The organism is Labrys sp. WJW (assembly GCF_001676615.1).
Taxonomy (GTDB): domain Bacteria; phylum Pseudomonadota; class Alphaproteobacteria; order Rhizobiales; family Labraceae; genus Labrys; species Labrys sedimenti.
In genome coordinates this window covers 1-21,249 of record NZ_LYXZ01000035.1, presented here as the reverse complement: position 1 = coordinate 21,249, position 21,249 = coordinate 1, and the positions used below count along the sequence as shown (strand labels likewise).

Annotated in this window: 22 protein-coding genes; 5 read left to right on the top strand and 17 right to left on the bottom strand. The window is 64.4% G+C overall.

The genetic code is table 11. The features are described 5' to 3' along the window. Positions 1-24 precede the first annotated feature (24 nt). The 3 genes from BA190_RS20850 to BA190_RS20840 all read left to right on the top strand — a co-directional run bounded on the left by BA190_RS20850 (position 25) and on the right by BA190_RS20840 (position 2,441). The gene (locus BA190_RS20850) at positions 25-864 is read left to right on the top strand and encodes a protein-disulfide reductase DsbD domain-containing protein (protein ID WP_068291604.1); all 840 of its coding nucleotides are present in this window, start codon (positions 25-27) and stop codon (positions 862-864) included. A 98-nt stretch (positions 865-962) separates the two neighbouring features. Then, a complete protein-coding gene (locus BA190_RS20845) occupies positions 963-1,445 on the top strand; it encodes a peroxiredoxin (protein WP_068291603.1) in 483 nt (160 codons plus the stop codon). A 189-nt stretch (positions 1,446-1,634) separates the two neighbouring features. Further along, positions 1,635-2,441: a hypothetical protein gene (locus BA190_RS20840; protein ID WP_156771621.1), complete on the top strand. Its 807-nt coding sequence runs from the start codon at positions 1,635-1,637 to the stop codon at positions 2,439-2,441. 209 nt (positions 2,442-2,650) lie between these two features. On the opposite strand, the gene rnhA is transcribed toward BA190_RS20840, so the two are convergent. The 14 genes from rnhA to BA190_RS20770 form a co-directional block, all read right to left on the bottom strand. After that, entirely contained in the window at positions 2,651-3,136 is a 486-nt protein-coding gene (gene rnhA, locus BA190_RS20835) for a ribonuclease HI (RefSeq protein WP_068291598.1), read from the bottom strand. Beyond that, the gene (locus BA190_RS20830; protein ID WP_068291596.1) at positions 3,133-4,098 is read right to left on the bottom strand and encodes a homoserine kinase; all 966 of its coding nucleotides are present in this window, start codon (positions 4,096-4,098) and stop codon (positions 3,133-3,135) included. The genes rnhA and BA190_RS20830 overlap by 4 nt, the downstream gene beginning before the upstream one ends. Beyond that, complete coding sequence (gene ispH / locus BA190_RS20825; RefSeq protein WP_068291922.1) at positions 4,098-5,087, bottom strand: 4-hydroxy-3-methylbut-2-enyl diphosphate reductase; 990 nt, start codon at positions 5,085-5,087, stop codon at positions 4,098-4,100. The genes BA190_RS20830 and ispH overlap by 1 nt, the downstream gene beginning before the upstream one ends. Before the next feature lie 62 nt (positions 5,088-5,149). Continuing rightward, on the bottom strand, positions 5,150-5,785 hold the full coding sequence (locus BA190_RS20820) for a response regulator transcription factor (RefSeq protein WP_068291594.1): 636 nt from the start codon (positions 5,783-5,785) through the stop codon (positions 5,150-5,152). A gap of 4 nt (positions 5,786-5,789) precedes the next feature. Then, complete coding sequence (locus BA190_RS20815; protein WP_068291592.1) at positions 5,790-6,860, bottom strand: sensor histidine kinase; 1,071 nt, start codon at positions 6,858-6,860, stop codon at positions 5,790-5,792. Positions 6,861-6,938: 78 nt separating this feature from the next. Continuing rightward, positions 6,939-7,208, bottom strand: coding sequence for a hypothetical protein (locus BA190_RS20810; protein ID WP_068291590.1), 270 nt, complete (start codon positions 7,206-7,208; stop codon positions 6,939-6,941). Positions 7,209-7,307: 99 nt separating this feature from the next. Continuing rightward, complete coding sequence (locus BA190_RS20805) at positions 7,308-8,642, bottom strand: AAA-associated domain-containing protein (protein WP_156771620.1); 1,335 nt, start codon at positions 8,640-8,642, stop codon at positions 7,308-7,310. An 18-nt stretch (positions 8,643-8,660) separates the two neighbouring features. Further along, positions 8,661-10,412 carry an ABC transporter permease subunit gene (locus BA190_RS20800; RefSeq protein WP_068291588.1) on the bottom strand — a complete coding sequence of 584 codons (1,752 nt, stop codon included), beginning with the start codon at positions 10,410-10,412 and terminating at the stop codon, positions 8,661-8,663. Between the two features lie 102 nt (positions 10,413-10,514). After that, positions 10,515-10,835: a hypothetical protein gene (locus BA190_RS20795; RefSeq protein WP_068291583.1), complete on the bottom strand. Its 321-nt coding sequence runs from the start codon at positions 10,833-10,835 to the stop codon at positions 10,515-10,517. Between the two features lie 712 nt (positions 10,836-11,547). After that, complete coding sequence (locus BA190_RS20790; RefSeq protein ID WP_068291581.1) at positions 11,548-12,345, bottom strand: ATP-binding cassette domain-containing protein; 798 nt, start codon at positions 12,343-12,345, stop codon at positions 11,548-11,550. Beyond that, on the bottom strand, positions 12,345-13,331 hold the full coding sequence (locus BA190_RS20785) for an ABC transporter permease (RefSeq protein ID WP_068291578.1): 987 nt from the start codon (positions 13,329-13,331) through the stop codon (positions 12,345-12,347). The genes BA190_RS20790 and BA190_RS20785 overlap by 1 nt, the downstream gene beginning before the upstream one ends. A 75-nt stretch (positions 13,332-13,406) precedes the next feature. Further along, positions 13,407-14,426, bottom strand: a complete 1,020-nt coding sequence (locus BA190_RS20780; protein ID WP_068291576.1) for a substrate-binding domain-containing protein — start codon at positions 14,424-14,426, stop codon at positions 13,407-13,409. Positions 14,427-14,566: 140 nt separating this feature from the next. Next, entirely contained in the window at positions 14,567-16,138 is a 1,572-nt protein-coding gene (locus tag BA190_RS20775; protein WP_068291574.1) for an FGGY-family carbohydrate kinase, read from the bottom strand. 100 nt (positions 16,139-16,238) lie between these two features. Then, a complete protein-coding gene (locus tag BA190_RS20770; RefSeq protein ID WP_068291573.1) occupies positions 16,239-17,282 on the bottom strand; it encodes an LLM class flavin-dependent oxidoreductase in 1,044 nt (347 codons plus the stop codon). A 134-nt stretch (positions 17,283-17,416) separates the two neighbouring features. On the opposite strand from BA190_RS20770, the gene BA190_RS20765 reads away from it, so the two are divergent. Then, a complete protein-coding gene (locus tag BA190_RS20765) occupies positions 17,417-17,869 on the top strand; it encodes a helix-turn-helix domain-containing protein (RefSeq protein WP_068291916.1) in 453 nt (150 codons plus the stop codon). Here the strand turns inward: BA190_RS20765 and BA190_RS20760 are convergent. The 3 genes from BA190_RS20760 to BA190_RS20750 all read right to left on the bottom strand — a co-directional run bounded on the left by BA190_RS20760 (position 17,841) and on the right by BA190_RS20750 (position 20,367). Beyond that, the gene (locus BA190_RS20760) at positions 17,841-18,353 is read right to left on the bottom strand and encodes a hypothetical protein (RefSeq protein ID WP_068291571.1); all 513 of its coding nucleotides are present in this window, start codon (positions 18,351-18,353) and stop codon (positions 17,841-17,843) included. The genes BA190_RS20765 and BA190_RS20760 overlap by 29 nt on opposite strands. Positions 18,354-18,458: 105 nt before the next feature. Beyond that, positions 18,459-18,935 (bottom strand): peptide-methionine (R)-S-oxide reductase MsrB, encoded by a 477-nt coding sequence (gene msrB / locus BA190_RS20755; RefSeq protein ID WP_068291569.1) that lies wholly within the window; start codon positions 18,933-18,935, stop codon positions 18,459-18,461. Positions 18,936-19,050: 115 nt separating this feature from the next. Further along, positions 19,051-20,367, bottom strand: a complete 1,317-nt coding sequence (locus BA190_RS20750; RefSeq protein WP_068291567.1) for a peptidase S41 — start codon at positions 20,365-20,367, stop codon at positions 19,051-19,053. A gap of 317 nt (positions 20,368-20,684) precedes the next feature. On the opposite strand from BA190_RS20750, the gene BA190_RS20745 reads away from it, so the two are divergent. Continuing rightward, the gene (locus BA190_RS20745; RefSeq protein WP_068291566.1) at positions 20,685-21,050 is read left to right on the top strand and encodes a Rap1a/Tai family immunity protein; all 366 of its coding nucleotides are present in this window, start codon (positions 20,685-20,687) and stop codon (positions 21,048-21,050) included. Positions 21,051-21,249: the final 199 nt, after the last annotated feature.

The window sequence follows — 21,249 nt, the reverse complement described above, 5'->3', positions numbered from 1 at the left end:
TGTTTGGAACCGCAAGCTATCCGAATGTCCAGCCGTCCTGTCCTTCCCATACTCGCCGGGTTCCTCGCCTTGTGTGCTCTGCCGGCCCTGGCGGGTTCACCCAGCCAGTCCGATCCAGCTCAATCGGATCCGCGCGCCGTCATCCAGCTGCTTTCCGGCCAGGCGCATCCGGAGGGGATAGCGGGTCTGGAGATTCAGCTCGCACCAGGCTGGAAGACCTATTGGCGCAATCCAGGTGATGCCGGCATTCCCCCGACCTTCGACTGGTCCAGGTCGGAGAATCTGCGCGAGGTGACGGTGCTGTGGCCCTCGCCGAGCCGCTATGATCAGGAAGGCGCGTCATCGGCCGTCTATCACGATCAGGTCGTGCTGCCGCTCAAGATCAGCGCGATCGATCCGTCCAAGCCGGTCAAGCTGGCGCTCAGCCTCGATTATGCCGCCTGCAAGACGATCTGCGTGCCGGCCAAGGGCAGTGCCGACGTCGTGCTTTCTCCCGGCGCGACGACGCAAGGGCAAGGCAGCGCCGAGATCGAGCAGGCCCTGAAGCAAGTACCGGTATCGCGTGAGATCGGCGCCACGGCTCCCCTCGCCATCAAGCAGGTTCGCCTGGACACCACGACCACCCCGGCCCGCCTGACCATCGAGGTCAGCGCCCCCTCCGCCTCGGCCCTGTTCGTGGAAGGGCCGATGAAATGGTACCTGCCGATGCCGGAACCGGCCGACAAGGCGGACAAGGCCAACCCCCAGAGCTTCGTCCTCCCGCTCGAGGGACTGCCGAAAGGCGCGACCCTCGCCGGAAACGAACTGCGCTTCACGCTCTCGACTGGCGAGGCCGGCGTCGAAAGCCTATATCGGTTGCCGTAGACTCTCGTCATGGCTGCGGACCGGCCATCCCGATCGTGCAGAGGCGCAGGGGGGATGACAGGGCAGCGTTCGCCATGGCGTCACCAATGGAGATATCAGTGACGATCAAGCCCGGCGACAAACTCCCCGATGTGACGTTCCGCGCGGTGACGCAGGACATGCCCGAACCCAAGAGCACGGCCGACGTCTTCAGCGGCAAGAAGGTGGTGCTGTTCGCCGTGCCCGGCGCCTTCACCCCCACCTGCCACCGCAACCATCTGCCGGGCTATCTGGAACACTACGATGCCTTCAAGGCCAAGGGCGTCGATACGGTAGCGGTGACCGCCGTCAACGATGCCTTCGTCATGCAGGCCTGGGCCAAGGCCACGGGCGGCCTCGGCAAGATCGAATTCCTCGCAGACGGCAGCGGCGATTTCGCCAAGGCGATCGGCATGGAGCTCGATCGCGTCGCCGCAGGCCTCGGCGTGCGCTCGCAGCGCTATGCCATGCTGGTGGAAGATGGCGTGGTGAAGGTGCTCAACCTCGACGACGGCGGCAAGCTCGACATTTCCGGCGCCGACACGCTGCTCAAGGCGATCTGATCGCGAAGTCTGGTCTTCCCAGTTCCATCAGAAGATGGAACTGGGCTAGCCGACTTATTTGGTACTGCTAAAATGCGAGCGCCGTAACGTAAAAATGCAGATGAAACTGCAGGCGACGGAGTTTTCGAGGCCACCCCATCTGCAACGTCGGATCATTTCTTGATAGTTTCCTTATAAGTGCAGGTATTTATGACCCACGCTCAACTCTGCACTCTCATTCAGGCAACCGTCAAAGGCGATAAATCTGCCGAGGAGCAGCTGCGAGCATCGGCCTCGTTTCTGAGACTGTGGGCCAAGGACGCAGCCATCGCCGTTCTATCGCGCGAGAACCGGGAGGCCGGAATCTACCTGGGCTGGTACCCTGAGCGGGGTGGCGGTCTGGAAACGGCGCCCTTGCCGCAAACCTTCACCGTGATCGACGCCCATTTCGAGGGCGAGGTTTTCACGCTTCAATCGCTGGATGGATGGTCCGTTTCGGCCACCTGGCGCGGATTTCACCAGATTCGTTCCTATCTGTTGCCTGCCCACGCAGTGCAACGTAGCGCCGGCGACCTCGACCGTATTTTCGCCCACCTCCATCCCGGCAAGGCAACCGGCAGCGGAACGAGCAGGGTGGCAGGTTCGCTCGAGGCTTCCGATGGGCCCTATGCTCTCCTCTTCAATTACGAAGGAAGTTTCCTGCATCACGGTCAGGAGATCTTCCTGGCCGTCCGTGCCGTGAGCGAGAAGCATCTCCAGACCATGTTGCCAAGTCTCGACAACGCCTTGGTCGGGCTCGACAATGCAGTGCCCATGGCAAGGCGTTTGCTGGCGCAGAAGATGGAGGTCGAGCCGAGCGAGATCGAAGCTCTCCCTTTATCGGAAATCGTCCACTACGATGGTGGCGCCGCGGATTTGGTCTTCAATGCGGACGAGGAGACCCAAAATCAGGGTGTCGACTTTTTCACAGTCCATTGCGACGCCACCGGCGTACCAAAGCTCATCTCCATGGGATAAGTGGGGTCGCAAGATTCCTGAACCCAACGACATCGTTGGCGCCAGACACTAAAGCCATCGCGCAGGACTATTACGAGAAAGCTTGCACACGCTTGGATGATCTGGTCGGTGGTTCTTCTCGGGTATCAGTCCGGATAAAGGCGAAGGTGGCTTCGAACTCGATGAGCGATTAAATCGCGGCGTTGCTGGTTTTTGCGACAGCGTTGGCCTCACGACAACGCCGCCGCCCTGTCCCGCTTCTCTTGCTGATAGGGCGCCATGCCCTCGCGTGCCAGCCGGTCGGCCTCCTCGTTGAGCGGGTGGCCGGCATGGCCCTTCACCCAGTGGAACTCGACCTCGTGGCGCTCCAGCGCCGCGTCGAGGCGGCGCCAGAGGTCCTCGTTCTTCACCGGCTTCTTGTCGGCGGTGCGCCAGCCATTGCGCTTCCAGCCGTGGATCCAGCCGGTGATGCCGTTCTTGACGTATTGGCTGTCCGTGTGCAGGTCGACGGCACAGCCGCGCGTCAAAGCTTCCAGCCCCTCGATCGCCGCCTGCAACTCCATGCGGTTGTTGGTGGTCTCCAGGGCGCCGCCGCACATCGTCTTGCGGTGCTCGCCGAACATCAGGATGGCGCCCCAGCCGCCGGGACCGGGATTGCCCGAGCAGGCGCCGTCGGTATAGAGCGTCACCTTCTTTGCCGTAGCTTGGGCCGTCATAGGTCGAACCCGTATTCGGCCGGGCTGGCGACGCGCTGGTGGAAGCGCAGCTTCTTCCAATATTCCAGAGGATCCTTCGGCTTCACCATGGCGCCGGGGGGAACGTTGAGCCAGTCGACCAGGCGCGTCAGCATGAAGCGCAGCGCCGACCCCCGGGCCAGCACCGGCATGGCCGCCATCTCGGCATCCGAGAGCGGCCGAACGGCGCGATAACCGGCCAGGAGCGCCCTGCCCTTGGTGGCGTTGTAGGCGTGATCGGGCTCGAAGCACCAGGCATTCAGGCAGATCGCGACGTCATAGGCGAGAATGTCGGTGCAGGCGAAATAGAAGTCGATCAGGCCCGAAAGCCGCCCGTTCAGGAAGAAGACATTGTCGGGGAAGAGGTCGGCATGGATGACGCCCGTCGGCAAGCCTTGCGGCCAATGGGCGCGGTGAAAGGCGAGTTCCTCGGCGATGGCGGCATCGAGCCCGGCCTGCACGCTGTCGGCCCGGCCATCCGCCTGTTTGTAGAGCGTTTCCCAGCCGGCGAGAGACAAGGCGTTGGGCCGCTCCATCGGGAAGCCCAGCGTGGCATTGTGCATGGCGGCGAGTGCGCGGCCGACGGCACCGCAATGCTCGACATTCGGCTTCTTGATCCAGACGCCCTCCAGGAAGCTGATCAGCGCGGCAGGCCGCCCGGCGAGTTCCCCCAGCACCTTGCCGTTCCGCCGCCGGATCGGGGTGGGGCAGGTCACGCCGCTCGCGGAAAGATGCTCCATCAGGGCCATGAAGAAGGGCAGGTCGTCCCGCCTCACCCGCTTTTCATAGAGGGTCAGGATATAGGCACCCTTTTCGGTGCGCAGGATGTAATTGGTGTTTTCGACGCCCTCGGCGATGCCCTTGCAGGCCAGTACCCCACCGATGTCGTATTCGGCGACGAAACAGGCGAGATCCTCGTCATTGACTTCGGTATAAACGGCCATCAGCGGGCAACATCTTCTGCAATTTTGCGCATGTCGTTCTCCCTCAAATCCCTAGGCAGCGGGAAGAACACGCTTTCATCGGCGGTCGAAACCGTCTCCACGGTGATGGCATAGCGCTCCGCAAAGGCGTCGAGGATTTCCTCGACCAGGATTTCCGGCGCAGAGGCGCCGGCCGCGACACCCAGGGACTTCAATCCACCGAAGCGGGTCCAATCGATATCGGAGGCGCGCTGCACCAGTTCCGAAATGAGGCAGCCCGAGCGCTCCGCCACTTCGCGCAGGCGCTGCGAATTGGAGGAGTTCGGCGCCCCCACCACGATGAAGGCCTCCACCCGTGGCGCCACGGCCTTGACCGCCTCCTGGCGGTTGGTGGTGGCGTAGCAGATGTCTTCCTTGTGCGGGCCGACGATCGAGGGGAAGCGAACCTTCAGCGCCTCCACGATGTCGCGCGTATCGTCGACCGACAACGTGGTCTGGGTCACATAGGCGAGCGCATCCGGATTGGACGGCGCGAAGGCGGCAACATCGGCGACCGTCTCGATCAGGCTGACGGCGCCGTCCGGTAGCTGCCCCATCGTGCCTATGACCTCGGGATGGCCGCGATGCCCGACCAGCACGATCTCGCGCCCGCGCTTGTGGTGGATCTCGGCCTCGCGATGCACCTTGGTCACCAGCGGGCAGGTCGCGTCGATGGCAAAGAGATTGCGGCCCGCGGCGGCAGCCGGCACCGATTTGGCAACGCCATGGGCCGAGAAGATCACCGGCGCGCGGGTCTCCGGCACCTCGTCGAGTTCCTCGACGAAGATGGCGCCCTTCGACTTGAGATTCTCGACCACATATTTGTTGTGCACGATCTCATGGCGCACATAGACCGGCGGGCCATAGATCTTCAGGGCCTGCTCGACGGCATCGATCGCCCGCACCACCCCGGCGCAGAAACCGCGGGGCGAGCAGAGCAGAATGGTGAGGGCGGGTTTTTCAGCAATCATCTCGGCCCGGATATGGGGCTGAGCCGCAAGGCCCGTCAAGCGCTTTGGCGACATCGCCGTCGCTATCCCCGCCCTGCCGGCTTGGCGGGGAGCCCAAGCCGGTCCGCCATGCGGATGAGATCGGCCAGCGTATTGGCCTGCATCTTGCGCATGACCTGGCCGCGATGGATCTTCACGGTGATTTCGCTCAGTTCCAGTTCCGCGGCCGTCTGTTTGTTGAGAAGCCCCTGCACCACCAGCGCCATCACCTCCTGCTGGCGCGGTGACAGGGCGGCGTAGCGGTTGCGCAAATCCTCCCCCAGGGCCGTCTCGACACTGTCTGCGCGGCTTTTTTCCAGGCAGGCCGCCACGGCATCGAGAAGATCCTGCTCGCGGAAGGGTTTGAGCAGGAATTCCATGGCACCGGCCTTGATGGCCCGGACCGACATCGGCACGTCGCCATGGCCGGTCAGGAAGACGATCGGAATGGCATCCCCTGCCCCGACCAGTTCGACCTGGAAGTCGAGGCCGCTCTGTCCGGGCATGCGCACGTCGAGCACCAGGCAGGACGCTCCCTCCGAGCGCCGAAACTGCATGAACTCGCGGGGCGAGGCGAAGCAGCGGACGCGATAGCCGACCGATCTCAGCAGGCTGTCCAGCCCATCCCTGACCATGGGATCGTCATCCACCACATAGACGGTCGCGATTTCTTCCGACATGGTTCTAATCCTTGCGTCCGCGCGCTCGAGCCAGCGGCAGCGTGAAGCGAAAAATGCTTCCATGCGGCATGGCGGCCCGGGCCTCTATGCTTCCGCCATGCGCCTCGACGATGGAACGGCTGATGGCCAATCCAATGCCCATGCCGTCCTCCTTGGTGGTAAAAAAGGGATCGAAGACATGCTCTATCGCCTGCGGCGACAGGCCGGGGCCGGTATCGGTGACGGCAATGGTGACCTCCCTGTCGTCGGCGGAGGTGTTGACCGTTATCTCCCGGTTTCCCTGCCTGGTTTCCACCGCCGCTTCGACGGCATTGGCGACGAGGTTGAGCAGGACCTGCTGCAATTGAACCCGATCGCCCATCACCGGCAACAAGCCATGCAACAATTCGGTCCGCAGCAGGATGGCGTTCGCGCGCAGCTTGCCCCGCATCAGGGCCAATGTCTCGTCGATCACCTCGACCATGTCGACGGGTTCGCGCGAAGGCGGGGCCCGGCGCACCAGGCGGCGCACCCGCTCCACCACTTCGCCAGCCCGTTCGGCGGCTTCCACGATCCGATTGAGGGCGTACCGAGCCTCGTCCTGATTGGGCGGCGAAGCGGAAAGCCAGCGTAGCGCGGCATTGCTGCTGGCACCGATGGCCGCCAGGGGCTGGCTGACCTCATGGGCAATGGAGGCCGTCAGTTCGCCCAGCATGGTGATGCGCGAGATACGGGCGAGGTCGGCCTCGGCACGGCGCACGGCGATATCGGCAAGCTCGATCCGGATGGCGAGATAGGTGGTCGCGCCGATGGCCACCAGGCTGAGGGAGCTGTTGGCGATACCCGCCTCGGTATCGCCCCTCACCGTCATGAAGAAACTGAGCGCGGTCAGGAGGCTGCAGGCCAATCCGACGATCAGCACGGTCCGAGGCCGTCCCGTCCATACCGAGATCAGCACCACGACGACATGCAGCACGGCAACGGCGATTTCCAGGTCGGTGACGGTGTCCGCCACGAAAATGAGCAAGGCCAGCCCGGCCATGGCGAACCACAGCAGCGGCATGTCGACGGTCGATCCCAGGCGTTCGCGTGTCACCAGCTGCGTTCCCCGTCATGGAAGGGCTGTCCCACATCCTTGTCGCCGCCATCCACGCTAGGCCCGCAAGCGCGACAGTCAGGCGCGATGGCGGGGATACCGCCGCAGATGTCGGCGCAACAGCACCACGCCCACCTTGTTGAGGCCTGCGGCCATGCGAAGCAAGCCTTGCGTCTCCAGCGGCAGCAATTGCTTGCGAAGGAACAGGCGGCGTACGAGCCAGGAGAAACCGTCGGCTCCCGACAGGAGGAGGCCGATGGCGAGCAAAGAGGTTCTGTTTTCGACCCGGCAGCCTGCCTTCTGCAGCGCGACGATGGCCTGCGCGAGTTCTTGATTGTCCCGGAGCATGTTTCACCTGCCTTCGCCATGAAGGGTGGCAAGGCTCCCGCCGACGCCGGTGGCGGGAGCACGATCACGATATCGACGATCACCGAGCGCTCGAGGCGTTCAGCTCGGGTTCTCCAGCGTGAAGAGATCCGCCGCCTCGTCATAGGCGAAATATTCGGCGTAGCGGGCGAGGCTGATCACGGACCGTACGGTACCGGCGGCATAGTCCTCCGACATGTGGTCCTCCAATTCGTCACGAAAGCGGCGGGCCGGCGCCTGATGGCTCGGCCTTTCGTCGAGGATGCGCCGAATATGGGCCGCCAGCGGCACATAGGTTGCCAATTGCTGTGCGAAGAGCCGCTTGCGCTCGTCCACCTCGCTCTCGGCAAAACGCTTTCCCGCGGCGGTGAGACGGATATCGCCGCCCTCCAGCTCGGCAAACCGCAGCAATTGCAGGGTCTCCGCCACCGGAAAGAGCTCGTCGATCTCCAGATGCAGGCCCGCAGCCAGGGGCGGCAGGTCGGCCTTGCCGTGATAGGGAGCCGCCGCAACCGCCTCGATCAGGCCGGCGAGTTCGTTGGAGGAAACCTTGGGCAGCACCATCGCGATGCCCGTGCCGGGGAAGAGGCCATCGCGCGCCGGAGCCAGGCCCGGACGGGCGGTCATGCGCGCATAGATGTCCTCAACCAGGGCCCGGAAGGCCGGGTCGAGCCGGTTGCGCGGCTGTGGCAGGTCGACGCGGACCTCCCCGATCACCCGGCCCGGATTGGAGCCGAAGATCAGGATGCGATCGCACATCAGCACCGCCTCCTCGATATTGTGGGTGACCATCAGGATGGCCTCGATCGGCATGCGTCCTTCGCACCACAGATCGAGCAGATCCGTGCGCAGGGTCTCGGCGGTGAGCACGTCGAGCGCCGAGAAGGGTTCGTCCATCAAGAGCAGCTTGGGATGCACCACCAGTGCGCGGGCCAGGCCGACGCGCTGACGCATGCCGCCCGACAGCTCCTTGGGATAGGCATTCTCATAGCCGTCAAGCCCGATCAGATCGATCGCGGCCAGCGCCCGCTTGCGGCGTTCGGCCGGCAGGACACCCTGCGCCTCCAGCCCGAGCTCGACATTCTGCTGCACGGTGAGCCAGGGAAACAGGGCAAAGCTCTGGAACACCAACGAAATGCCGCTGCGGGTGCCGCTGACAGGTTCGCCCTGGAAGGAGACACTGCCTTCGCTGGGGCGGATCAGGCCGGCGATCGCCCGCAGCAGCGTGGACTTGCCGGAGCCGGAGCGGCCGAGCAGGCCGACGATCTCGCCGGGCTGCAGCATGAGGTCGACCCTGTCGAGCACGACGAGCGGGCTCGACCCACCCTTGTCATAGGTCTGGCGCACGCCCGAGACCAAAACCAGCGGAGTGTCCTTGATGGTGACGGGAGCATTCATGGTGACGGGAGCGTTCATGGTGATATCTCCGGATAATCAATCGAGGCGCAGGCGGCGTTCCGCGAACACATAGAGCGGGCGCCACAGCAGGCGGTTGAACAAGGTGACGAAGAGCGACATCACGGCGATGCCGAGCACGACGCGCGGAAAATCGCCCGCCTCCGTCGCCCTGGCGATGTAGGAGCCGAGCCCGTAGGCCTCGAGCTTGGTATTTCCCCAGCTCACGAGTTCGGCGACGATGCTGGCGTTCCAGGAGCCACCCGAGGCCGTGAGGGCGCCGGTCACGTAATAGGGAAAGATCCCCGGCAGGATCACCCGGCGCCACCAGGTCCAGGACCGGATCTGGTAGATCGAGGCCGCTTCCCTGAGATCGGTGGGAAAGGCACTCGCACCGGCGATGACGTTGAACAGGATGTACCACTGCGTCCCCAGCACCATCAGCGGCGACAGCCAGATGTCGGGGCTTGCCCCGGTCGCGACGATGGCGATCACGGCAAAGGGAAACAGCACATTGGCCGGGAAGGCCGCCAGGAACTGGGCCAGCGGCTGGACCCGCTCCGCAAGAGCCGGGCGCAGGCCGATCAGCACGCCGATGGGAACCCAGATCAGGCTGGCCACCGCGATGAGGACGATGACGCGCAGCAGCGTGACGAAGCCGCCGCCCAGGGCCTCGAGTGCATCGGCCCAGGACAGGGTCTGGCGCATATAGGCAATCGCCACGAAGATCCCCCAGGCCGTCACGGCCAGCACGAGGCCGAGCCACAGCCGGTCGATCCAGGGCGAGCCCGCTTTCGTGCGGCGGAAGGATGCCTGTCCTGATCGTCCGACACCCACCAGCATCAGGCGTTGCCAGGCCCAGGCCAGCGGGGCGATCAGGCGCTTCATCAGCCGGGTGTGGCGGATGAGGTCATAGACCCAGGAATGCGGCCTTTGCTGGCTGGCCGTCTGCTCGACGCGGAACTTGTCGGCCCAGGCCACCACCGGCCGGAACAGGAGCTGATCGTAGAGCACGATCAGGATGCCCATGGCTGCCACGGCCCAGGCCACCGCGACGAAATTCTTCTGGTCGATGGCGAGCGCCAGGAAGGAGCCGATGCCGGGAAGCTGCACGGTGGTGTTGCCCACCGTGATTGCCTCCGAGGCAACCACGAAGAACCAGCCGCCGGACATCGACATCATGGTGTTCCAGATCAGACCCGGCGCAGCGAACGGCGCCTCCAGGCGCCAGAAGCGCTGCCAGCCGGACAGCCTGAAGCCACGGCTCACCTCGTCCAGGTCTCCAGGCACCGTGCGCAGGGACTGGTAGAAGGAGAAGGCCATGTTCCAGGCCTGGCTGGTGAAGATCGCGAAGATCGAGGCGCATTCCGCTCCGAGCTGGCTGCCGGGAAACAGGCCCATGAAGAAGGTGACCGTGAAGGTCAGGAAACCGAGCACCGGAACCGACTGCAGGATATCGAGCGCCGGAATGATGATCAGCTCGGCCCGCCGGCTCTTGGCCGCCAGCGTGGCCACCACGAAGGTGAAGACCAGCGAGGCGATGATGGCGGCGAACATGCGCAGCGTGGTGCGCAGCGCATATTCAGGCAGGCGGGCCGGATCGAGCGAGACCGGGGAAACCGAGAGGGCGTCGAGCGGCGTCCTCATCGCGGCGGCACCGTGCAGCACCAATGCGATGAGCGCGATCACCAGCCCGCAGGCAACCAGATCGTAAAGATTGGGCAGGAGGCGCCCGCGGGCGAACGCCGCGACGGAACGCTGACCGGAACGGTCATGGGGCAGGAAAACCATGGCGAACCTCGTGGGAGAGCAAGGTCGAAAAAGGCGGAATAGGGAGAGAAGGGCGGGATCAGGGCGTGGGCGGGCCCTCGTGGAACCCGTGCCGAGGGATGCTCAGCGGGAGCCGACGGCCACTCCGGCGCATTTCGAACAAGGCGGATGGGAGGCATCCGCCTCTTCGCCGGAACCGGGCAGGCTCCAGCGGCATTCCAGTCGCCCCGTGTCCGGATTCAGGTGCCAGGATGCCCTGAGACAGCCGCGGATCGCACCGGAATGTTCCTCGATCCTGCCGGACCGGACAGGAGCATCCGATGCCCTGATTGACGCGCAGGACGCGGTCGCGCGGGCCCTGGCCCGGAAGGCAAGGATGATGGCACCGCGAACGGGCAGCGTGGCGGCCGTGATACGGCCGCGGAACGGAATGACGTTGTTCATGTTTCACCTCGTCGGGCCGCCTTTGGCCAGACCCGCGAGGCAAGCCGGCGGGGACTAGGGCCCGCCGGTCATCGCCCGGCGCGCGAGACCGCCGGCGTTCCAGATCGATGGCGCACCCCTCCGGCGACGGTCGAGGACCGAAGCCGGACGGCTACTGCGATCGTTGTCCATGTGCTTCCACAGCTGATTTTTCGGGTGTTATCCAAGGTGCCGGGCACCGCGGATACAGAGCCCTTCTGTCACTGCCCCAAAGCGGGGTCAACCGTGCCTTGGTGTGTGAAGACCATACCTTGGTATGGGTTTTTTGGGGGAGGCCGATCGGGTTCGGCGGCAGCGCTCGACGGGAGCGTATCCAATAGTCTCGTCCACGCCGGCACACATGCCACGTTGGTAAGAAAAAGCGCAGGAATCCTTCCCCGATTTCGGGGAAGGTGGCCGAACGTCGTGAGGTCGGATGGGGTAGAGTGGCGGTTTGCGGGCCGGAACTGGCATTATCGCGCCACCCTGCCCCTTCCGTCACCGCTACGCGGCGACACCTTCTCCGAAGTCGGGGAAGGATTCCGGCGCCTCGTACTGGCAATACTGAGATGTGTGCATCGGCTAGCCGCGCAGTGGAGAAGACAAATCGCTCCTTGCTCCGCCCCGTCTCAGGCCAAGACGGGCGATAAGGTCCGGCCACAACGTACGATCCGGAAGCATCGCTTTGACGGCGTCAGGCCTGCCCGCGCTTTTCGAAATCCTCAACCTTGGCTGCGCCGGTCATGATGGCCACCACGTCGGCCATCGAATGGGTCTTCGGGCTCACTACCGCAGCCCGGCGTCCCAGGCGCATGATGTGGATACGGTCGGCCAGCTCGAACACATTGGGCATGTTGTGGCTGATCAGTACGACGGGCAGGCCGCGATCCCGGATGGCGCGGATCAGTTCCAGCACCTGGCCGGTCTCGCGCACGCCGAGGGCGGCCGTCGGCTCATCCATGATCGCCAGCTTCTTGGCAAACAAGGCGGCTCTCGCCACCGCCACGCCCTGGCGCTGGCCGCCGGAGAGGGCTTCCACAGCGTTGTGGATCGACGGCAGCCGGAACTTCAGCTCCGCCATGGCCTTCCGCGCTTCCTCGCGCATGCGTGCCTTGTCGAGGCGGCGGAACACGCTGCCGAGCACACCCGGCATGCGCAATTCACGCCCGAGGAAGAGGTTCGAGGAGATGTCCAGGGCGGGTGCCACCGCCAAGTCCTGGTAGACGGTCTCGATGCCGCGATGGCGGGCATCGAGCGGGCCCTTGAAATGCACGGGCTGGCCATCGAGCAGGATCTCGCCGCTATCGGGCCTCAGTGCCCCGGTCAGCGCCTTGATCAGGGAGCTCTTGCCGGCACCGTTGTCGCCGACGACGGCGAGGATCTCGCCCCTGCGCAGCTCGAAATCCACCCCGTCCAGCGCCGTGACATGGCCATAGCGCTTGATGACGTTGCGGGCCTCGAGGATGACCTCGGAAGAAGCGGATGCGGTCATCAGCGCCTCCCGCGCGAAAGCTGGTCGAAGGCCACCGCCACGATCACCAATATGCCCGTGATCAGGTCCTGCCAGAGCGGATCGATGCCGGCCAGCGTCAGGCCGTTGCGCAGCACGCCCACGATGAGCGCACCGATCAGGGTGCCGACGAGACCGCCCCGACCGCCGAACAGCGAGGTACCGCCGATCACCACGGCAGTGATGGAGTCGAGATTGGCGGTCTGCAGCGAATTGGGATCGGCATTGGGAATGCGGCCAAGCGCCAGCCAGGCGGCGATGCCATAGAGCAGGCCGGCGAGCACATAGACCGAGAGCAGATGCCGCCTGACGGGGATGCCGACCAGCCTCGCCGCCTCGGGATTGTTGCCGATGGCATAGACGTGGCGGCCCCATTTGGTCTGGTTCAGCAGATACCAGACCAGGGCATAGAGCAGCAGCATGGCGAGGACGCCATAGGTGACCACGAAGCCGCCGATGAGCTCGCCATTGCCGGTCCAGCTCAGGAATTCGTCGTCGACCGGGAAGGCGCCGCCGGCCGAGATCAGGCGGAGCGCTGCCGTGATGATGCCGAGCGTGCCGAGCGTGACGATGAAGGGCGGCAGCTTCAGGCCGCTGATCAGGCCGCCGGCGACGGTGCCCGACAGGGTGCAGAGCACGATCGCCACGCCCATGGACAGGACGGGATCATAGCCGAGCGCCGCCATCTTGCCCGCGATGATGGTGCCGAGCACGCAGATCGCCCCGACAGCGAGGTCGATGCCCGCCGTCAGGATGATCAGGGTCTGGCCGATCGCCAGCGTGCCGACCACCACGGTCTGCTGCAGGATCAGCGAGATGTTCTGCAGGGCAAGGAAGCGCTCGTTGATGCTGGCGAAGATGACGCAGAACAGCGCCAATACCAGGAAGGGCCCAGCCGAAGGCACGGCGAAGATGCGCGCCAGCAGGCTGCGCTTTTCCTCGGGTGCGGGAACCGTGGTCGTGCTCATACGATCCTCGACGATATGGATGGCGGGCCGGTCAGGAAACCGGCCCGCCCAATCTGGAGGAAAAACCGGTAAGGCTTACTCGCCGCCCCAGCAATTCTTGAGGCCCCAGGCCGTGTCCTTGGACTCCAGACCCGACATCGGCTTGTCGGTGATCAGCTCCGAACCGGTGTTGATGAAGCCGCTCGGCTTCTTGCCGGTCTTGGCATATTCGGCGACCGCGTCGACGCCGGCGACTGCCATCTTGTAGGGGAACTGCATCACGGTGGCGGCGACCTTGCCGGACTTGACGTCCTTCACGCCCTGGCAGCTGCCGTCGATCGAGGTCAGCATCACGGCCTTGGCCTTGCCGAAGGATTTCAGGGCAGCATAGCCGCCAGCCGCTGCCGGCTCGTTGATGGTGTAGACGACATTGATGTCGCCATTCTTCGACAGCAGGTTCTCCATGCCGGTCTGGCCCTTGTCCTGCGCACCATTGGTGATGGCGGAGCCGGCGATGACCGGGTCGCCTTCCTTGATGCCGAATCCCTGCAGATAGCCATTGTGGCGGAAGGTATCGACCGTGCCGCCCGGCGTGCCGTCGAGCATGGCGAGCACCGGCTTCTTGTCGCCCATCGCCTTCTTGGCATAGGTGCCCTGCTTGACGCCGGCCTCGAAATTGTCGGTGGCGTAGGTGGCATCGACCGCATCGGCCGGATCGGTCGCCGTGTCGAGCGCGATCACCAGGATGCCGGAGTCGCGTGCCTTCTTGATGATGCCGAGCATGCCGGTGGAGTTGTTGGGCGTCACCAGGATGCCCTTGGCACCGGCCGAGATCAGGTCCTCGATCGCCGCGACCTGGCCTTCATTGTCGCCGTCGAACTTGCCGAAGCGGGCGATCAGCTTGAGGCCCTTCTTCTTGGCTTCGGCCTCGGCGGCCTGGCGCAGCTTGACGAAATAGGGATTGACCTCGGTCTTGGTGACCAGGCCGACGATCACCTCTCCGGCCGCCTGGGCCTTGTCGGCCGCGGCGAGGGAAGAGAATGCGACAAAGCCGAGGGCGGCGGTGGTGGCAAGAGCAGTGGATGCGACGATGCGGCTCAGGCGAAGCGCTGACATGAAATCCTCCCAGGTTTTTGAATGGAGCTTGGCGCTCTCTTCTCGACGATGGCCTTTCCATCATAGGCAGCGGATTAATGCATCATCGCTGAATGATTGCAAATATATTTTGCCTGTTTTCAGGCATAACGGCGCCGGCGCTAGGGCAGCTGTTGGATAGTACCGATCCGATTGAGCGCATGCATGGCCGTTCGCAGAGATGCATCACCTGCCAGGGCGGCGTAACTGCGATAGAGTTCGGCATAGACGGATGCCGCCTGGCCGCCTGGCCGATAGGTCCTGAACGCCCGCGCGCCGAACCTCGCGCCGCCTTCGGGATAGCCGGCCACGACGCCGGCTGCGACGGCGCCATGGATGGCGGCGCCCACCGCGGTGGGGTTGTCGATTTCGGGAACCTCGACCTCCCGCGCGAAGACATCGGCCATGATCTGCACCAGCAAGGGATTGTTGCGGGCTAGGCCGCTCGACAGGATGAGACGGTCAATGCTGAAGCCCCCTGCGATGAAGAGATCCTGGATGCTGCGCGCGCCATAGGCGAGCGACTCCAGCAGAGCCCTGTAGATACCCGCCGCCGTCGTGCCCGTGGTCAGGCCGAGGATGAGACCGCTCAGGCCGGAATCGGCCAGAGGCACGCGGTTGCCGCTCCACCAGTCGAGCGCCAGGAGATGGTTGGCGCCCGGCGCAAGAGCAGCCGCTTCCTCATTGTAGAGCCTGAAATTCTCAGCCGGATCCGCGGCACGCGGAAAGGTTTTGACGAACCAGGCGAGCGTATCGCCGAAGCCGGCCTGGCCCGATTCATAGCACCACAGATCGCGCACCGACCCGTCGAAGGCCACGCCCTCGATGCCCCGGGGCAAGGGCCGGAATTCGCGGCCGAGCATCAGATAGACGGCGGAGGTGCCGAGAGCCCCGACGAGGCAGCCATCGCTGACGCCGCCGACGGCCGGCAGCACGACATGGGAATCGATCACCGCCACGGCGACTGCCGCCTGCCCGCGGATGCCGGTGCGCTCGCGCCACGCCGCCGACAGCCCCCCCGCTGAACTGCCGACCCGCAGGGGCGGCTTCACGCGGTCGGCGAGGCCCGGAACGATGCCGTCGGGATAGCCCGCGCCATCGGCATATTGCGCCTTGTAGGCGGCAAAGCCGAGGCTGCGTGTCTCCTCGCCCGTCAATTGCCAGACGAGCCAGTCACCCGCCTCGATGAAGCGCCCCGTCTCCTGCCAGAGCTGCGGTGCCTCCTGCGCCAGTTGCGCCGCCTTGGCCAGCAGCCACTCGGCCGAGAGCTTGCCGCCGAAATTGTCGAGGAAAGCCCCTCCCCGGGCGTTGACGGACTCGGCCTGCGCCTGGGCAGCACCATGCTTCCACAGTTTCACATAGGCGTGCGGATCCTGCGGATGGAGGCGGGAGAGCGGCACGCCCTCCGCCGTGGCAGGGAGCGGCGAACTGGCGGTGAAACCGAGGCCGATGCCCTCGATCTGCCTGTCCCGGCCGAGAGTCGACAGGATAGCCTGGGCCGCCTCGGTATAGTCGTCGGCGTTCTGGAGCGCCCAGAGCGGCGGCAGGACGGGCCCCTCGGGCAGGCGGGTCATCACGCCATGGCGATAGGGCACCGCGTGACTGGCGACCTGCTCGCCACTATCGGCATCGACGAGCACGCCACGCGCCGATTCCGTACCATAATCGAGGCCGATCAGATAGCGACGTGTCATGGCTGCGCCTTTCCCACTTGTGCAGGCTCAGCTTAGGCGCCATCGCCAGCAAAGCAACACTTTTGTCTTTTTTTAAGCAAAAGTGTTGCTTTATGCCACCTCATGCCGGCACGGGAGCCAGCGCCTTGCGGACAGCGGGAGCAACCACTGTACCGAAGAGTTCGATCGATTTCATCATCTTGGCATGGGGAATGCTGCCCATCGAGAACTTGATCAAGAAGCGCTGGTGCCGGAACAATTCATGCTCGGCCAGGATCTTGTCGATGACCTGCTGGGGATCGCCGACGAAATCCGAACCGCGCGGGGCGCGCGAGGCTTCGAACTGCGCCCGGCTCAGCGGCGGCCAGCCGCGCTCACGGCCAATGCGGCCCATGACGTCGACATAATAGGGGAAGATCTCGTCCGCCGCTCTGTCGCCGTCCTCGCCGATATAACCATGCGAATTGATGCTGACCGGCAGCTTGTCCGCATCATGCCCGGCCCGGCGCGCCGCCTCGCGATAGAGATCGACCAGCGGCTTGAAGCGGGCCGGCTCTCCGCCGATGATGGCGAGTGCCATCGGCAGGCCGAGCGTGCCGGCGCGGATCACCGATTGCGGATTGCCGCCGACGCCGACCCAGACCGGCAGGGGATGCTGGACCGGACGCGGATAGATGCTCTGCCGGTCGAGCGGCGCGCGATGCTCGCCCTGCCAGCTCAGCGTGGTCTGCTCGCGGATCTTCAAGAGCAGGTCCAGCTTCTCGGCGAACAGGCTGTCATAGTCCTTGAGGTCGTAGCCGAACAGCGGGAAGGACTCGATGAAGGAGCCCCGCCCGGCCAGGATCTCGGCCCGCCCGCCTGACAACAGGTCTACGGTGGAGAATTCCTGGAACACGCGCACCGGATCGTCCGAGCTCAGCACGGTGACGGCGCTGGTGAGGCGGATGCGCTTGGTGCGCATGGCCGCCGCCGCCAGCAGCACGGCGGGAGTCGAGGCAGCGAAATCGGGGCGATGATGCTCGCCGATACCGAAGACATCGAGACCGAGCTGGTCGGCAAGCTCGACCTCCTCCATCAGGTTGGCAATGCGCTCCTGCGCGCTGATGACGGTTCCGGTGGCGGGATCCGCGGTGGTTTCCGCGAAGGTGTACAGGCCGAGTTCCATATCTGTCGCGCCTCACCGGGAAGGGAGCGTCCCGGGTTTCCAGGTTGAAATCTTCTGGTTACAAAACGTAACTGAGGCTAAATATGGTACAGTCACACGAGGCACAAGGAGGCACATTCATGGCCGTAGGTGACATGGGTGTAACCGGCGGGGACGAGGACAGGGACAGCCTCACCGAGAGCTACCGGCCGGTCACCGAAATCCTGTCCCGCATCGGCGACAAATGGAGCATCCTGATCGTGATGGCGCTGAGCCAGGGGCCTCGGCGTTTCAGCGAGATCAAGCGCCGCATCGACGGCATCTCGCAGCGCATGCTGACGCTCACTCTGCGAGGCCTGGAGCGTGACGGCCTCGTCAGCCGCAGCGTGACGCCCAGCATTCCGCCGCGCGTCGACTATGAGCTCACCCAACTCGGCCATTCGCTACGCATGCCGGTGAGTGCACTCGGCCAATGGGCCTTCGCCCACCGCGCCGCCATTCTGGAGGCGCGAGCGATGTTCGACCGAACCTGCCCCGTCCAGCGGGCGACCATGCGGGACGGGCAGCCGGTACCGGCGGCTACTCGGCCGGCGCCACGGCGAGCTTGACGGTCTGCGCCTTCACGCCGCTGATCTGCAGCGAAACCGGCCCCGCCGCCAGGTTGAAGCGCACGCTCTTGCGCAGGCCCGTGCAGGCCTTCTGGCCGGTCGCCGCCGAATATTTCACCGTTGCGCCCGCCTGGACGACATCGATCCAGCCTTCATCCGAGAGCGTGACCTGATAGAGGCCGGCCTTTTCGATCGGCGGCAGGGTCAGCAGCGCACCAAAGGTGCCTGTCGCCGGCTTGCGCCCGGTTGTGATTGGAAATTTGAGATCCGCCACCGGGCTGAGCTGCAGGTCGGCGGCTCCGTCGACCTTGGCCAGCGTCCCGCCCGAAGCCAAAGTCGGCGGCGAGGCCTGGAACCAGCCCTGCTCGCGCGTCAGCGACCATTTGAACGGCTTGCAGGCTGTCGTCTCGGCCAAGGCGGGCCCGGTTTGCAGGGCGGCCATCAATGCTATCAGGGCCAGGCCGGCGCGGCTGGAGGTGGGCATTGCGCAATTTCTCCGAAGGGAAAGAATGCCCGATCATAACCCGGCCCGCGCCAGAAACAAGAACAATTCACGAACAAATTACGGCCGCGCGGCAAAGGTAATTTGTCAGGCCGCGCCCGCCACGAAGGCCAAGGCCAGCCCATTGATGCAGTAGCGCAGTCCTGTCGGCTTGGGGCCATCGTCGAAGACATGGCCGAGATGTCCCTCACAACGGGCGCAGGCCACCGCAATCCTGGTCATGCCGAGGCTGTTGTCCCGGTTGGTCCGTACCGACCGGCCGAGCGGAGCCCAGAAACTCGGCCATCCGGTGCCGCTGTCATATTTGGCACGGGACGAAAACAAGGCGGTACCGCAGCCCGCGCAACTGAAACGGCCCGATCGCCCTTCATGCAGCAGCGGGCTGGTGAAGGCGGGCTCGGTGCCTGCCCCTCGCAGGATGGCGAATTGGGCCGGCGTCAGGCGCCGATGCCATTCCGCCTCGCTGAGTACGAGGCGGGCAGGACCTGCCGCTGCAGGCCGTGCGAAAGCAAAGCTCGCGCCTCCCAGCAGCGCCAGGCTCAAGAAATCGCGGCGTGTCGGCATGGGCAGGTCTCCTCGCAGCAAGGTGGTTCGACTCCTGCTTCATCCTACGACAACCGAGCAAGCCTTGTTACCGGCCCGTGCTTGTTCCGGCGCGGCGGATCGCCTGCAAAAGGGGTCATCGCGCAAGCTCGAGCGCCTTGGCCAATACGGGGTCACGCCCGGCTGCATAGTCGGCAAAGGCGACATCGATGGCCATGTCGGGCGCCAGCGAGATGCCGCGGGGACCGAACGCCACCGTCGCCCAATAGCAGTTGCGCGTGTCCGTGCAGCCCTTCTCGTAATCCTCGAACTGGTCGCTGTAGCGCACCGTGATCTTCGAATGCGGCAGTGTCATTTTCCGGCCCTCGGCCCAGAACTGCCCGGCATCGCCCATGGACTCGCCGATGAACACGACCTTGCCCCCGCCAGCCCCCTTGATCATGGCGGCGGTGACGATGCCGGCGGAAAAGGTCGCCCGGCTTACCAGCACGAAGATGCGGCCATCCTCGGGCAGGAGCCGCGGCAGGGCCTGCGCGAACAGGATCGTATTGAAGAAATCGCCGCCATTGTTCAGGCGCAGGTCGACGATGACATGCTTGGGTTTGTGCGCAAGAATCTCGTCCCTGACGATGGCGGAGAGCTTCTGGGCGAGCGGCGTATCGTCGACACTCGCGACGGTGTCGTTGCGAATATAGAGCGTGTTGCCTGAAGGCTGGATCATGAAGGCCTTGACGTCACCGCGCTTGCTGTAGAGCGGCGAAAGATCGGTCTTCGCATCAAGTATATGCAGCCAGCGGTCCGGCAGGTCCTTCGCATCCGGGATCAGGACGGAATAGCCTCGGTTCAGCCCGGACCTGCGCTCGTCGCCCGGATCGGCTACGACGGCTTCCAGGCGCGGCGTTTGCGTGCTGCCATCCGCCAACCGCACCGTGAAGGGAATGGCGGAAGCGGTGTCCGTCGCACCGATCTTCTTCAAGATTCGTGGATTGACCAGATAGCCCGGAGCAAGGAAGCGTCTGCGCTGGCGTACGCCGGCCAGATAGGGCTCGACCTGCTGCAAGGCTTGCTCCGCCGATAAGACGCCGATCTTGTCGATACGGGCTCCGAGCAGGTGGCCATAGGCCGGATGGGTCTTGACGATGAACAGGCCATCAGCGAACCACCAGGCACGGATCGGCAGATCGGGGCCGAGATAGGCGGCGACATTGGCGTTGGTGTGGCCATTGCCGGCGAGAGCGACGGCTCCCATGACGTCGAGGGCGAAGTCCTCCGGCGTGAGCTTGTCTGCCACGGTCTCGGTTTCCTCGATCCGGCGGCTGAAGGCTTGCCGTTGCTCGTCGCTGAAACTCTTGTCGAGTGGCGCCCAGCGCTGCTTCAGGAAAGCAAGATCTTCTCGCATCTGCTGCGGCTGCAACTCGATATCGCCGGCATGGCCTGCCATCGGCGCAAACATAGGCGCTGCCACTGCCAAGCCGGCGATAAATCGTTTGGTGCTTGAAACGAACATGGCCTCCCCAGCGAACAAGCGCACTTGTGTGCGTGTGTGGTCGGAAACATAAGTCTATACGATCATGGAAAGTCGTTTTGTATTGTTTTACTATGGAAGCCGTGAATGATCCCTGCGATCTTGGCTCGGCGAAAAACGTCCTGGCGCCCGCTCCTTCCATGGCGCGCACCAGGTCAGGCCCCATCGGGGAGGCATGTCGGATTGACCATGCCGCCCCGCAAATGCCAGTTTACCGGCACAAGCTGGCATATCGAGGATTTCCCATGGTGAGAAAATTCCTGCTTTCAGCCCTTTGCTTGACCGGCTTTTGCATACCCGTAACGGCCGAAACCCTGCCGAACAGCGGTGACTATTATCGCGCGGCCTGCCGCAGCCTGGCAGCCAATACCGGGCCGACACCGAGCGAACTCGTACTTCCCTCCCTGCATTGCGCGATCGAGATCGAGGATCTTGCCTCGATGGGGCGCCTGCTGACTTCGGATAGCCGTATCTGCAAACCGGTCGACGTGTCGGTTGCGCAGACGGCAGCCGTGGTCTCGGCCTTCCTCGACGCCCATCCCGATCGGCTCAAAGAGCCTTTCGTCATCCTCGCCACCACGGCCCTGCGCGAGAAATGGCCCTGCTCCTGAGGCTTACGGTGCAGGAAATACCGGCTCATGAAAAGATTGATCCATCGGCGTGGGCATTTCTGGGAGCGCTGACGTCCATAGGCGCTAAGATAAGGGGTTGTGCGAGATGAGGGGGTTGGAGATCGAGCTCGACATATGAGCCCCCTCGCCCCGTTTACGGGGAGAGGATGGAGGTGAGGGGCTACGGACGGCGTCAGTT

Excerpts from the sequence above, each read along its gene's own strand:
- BA190_RS20790 (WP_068291581.1), bottom strand. The coding sequence starts at position 12,345 with ATGACCGCATCCGCTTCTTCCGAGGTCATCCTCGAGGCCCGCAACGTC.
- BA190_RS20745 (WP_068291566.1), top strand. The coding sequence starts at position 20,685 with ATGGTGAGAAAATTCCTGCTTTCAGCCCTTTGCTTGACCGGCTTTTGC.
- BA190_RS20830 (WP_068291596.1), bottom strand. The coding sequence starts at position 4,098 with ATGGCCGTTTATACCGAAGTCAATGACGAGGATCTCGCCTGTTTCGTC.
- BA190_RS20775 (WP_068291574.1), bottom strand. The coding sequence starts at position 16,138 with ATGACACGTCGCTATCTGATCGGCCTCGATTATGGTACGGAATCGGCG.
- BA190_RS20805 (WP_156771620.1), bottom strand. The coding sequence starts at position 8,642 with ATGAACGCTCCCGTCACCATGAATGCTCCCGTCACCATCAAGGACACT.
- BA190_RS20750 (WP_068291567.1), bottom strand. The coding sequence starts at position 20,367 with ATGTTTGCGCCGATGGCAGGCCATGCCGGCGATATCGAGTTGCAGCCG.
- BA190_RS20850 (WP_068291604.1), top strand. The coding sequence starts at position 25 with ATGTCCAGCCGTCCTGTCCTTCCCATACTCGCCGGGTTCCTCGCCTTG.
- BA190_RS20780 (WP_068291576.1), bottom strand. The coding sequence starts at position 14,426 with ATGTCAGCGCTTCGCCTGAGCCGCATCGTCGCATCCACTGCTCTTGCC.
- BA190_RS20770 (WP_068291573.1), bottom strand. The coding sequence starts at position 17,282 with ATGGAACTCGGCCTGTACACCTTCGCGGAAACCACCGCGGATCCCGCC.
- BA190_RS20785 (WP_068291578.1), bottom strand. The coding sequence starts at position 13,331 with ATGAGCACGACCACGGTTCCCGCACCCGAGGAAAAGCGCAGCCTGCTG.
- ispH (WP_068291922.1), bottom strand. The coding sequence starts at position 5,087 with ATGATTGCTGAAAAACCCGCCCTCACCATTCTGCTCTGCTCGCCCCGC.
- BA190_RS20800 (WP_068291588.1), bottom strand. The coding sequence starts at position 10,412 with ATGGTTTTCCTGCCCCATGACCGTTCCGGTCAGCGTTCCGTCGCGGCG.
- BA190_RS20840 (WP_156771621.1), top strand. The coding sequence starts at position 1,635 with ATGACCCACGCTCAACTCTGCACTCTCATTCAGGCAACCGTCAAAGGC.
- rnhA (WP_068291598.1), bottom strand. The coding sequence starts at position 3,136 with ATGACGGCCCAAGCTACGGCAAAGAAGGTGACGCTCTATACCGACGGC.
- BA190_RS20760 (WP_068291571.1), bottom strand. The coding sequence starts at position 18,353 with ATGCCCACCTCCAGCCGCGCCGGCCTGGCCCTGATAGCATTGATGGCC.
- BA190_RS20810 (WP_068291590.1), bottom strand. The coding sequence starts at position 7,208 with ATGCTCCGGGACAATCAAGAACTCGCGCAGGCCATCGTCGCGCTGCAG.
- BA190_RS20795 (WP_068291583.1), bottom strand. The coding sequence starts at position 10,835 with ATGAACAACGTCATTCCGTTCCGCGGCCGTATCACGGCCGCCACGCTG.
- BA190_RS20820 (WP_068291594.1), bottom strand. The coding sequence starts at position 5,785 with ATGTCGGAAGAAATCGCGACCGTCTATGTGGTGGATGACGATCCCATG.
- BA190_RS20765 (WP_068291916.1), top strand. The coding sequence starts at position 17,417 with ATGGGTGTAACCGGCGGGGACGAGGACAGGGACAGCCTCACCGAGAGC.
- msrB (WP_068291569.1), bottom strand. The coding sequence starts at position 18,935 with ATGCCGACACGCCGCGATTTCTTGAGCCTGGCGCTGCTGGGAGGCGCG.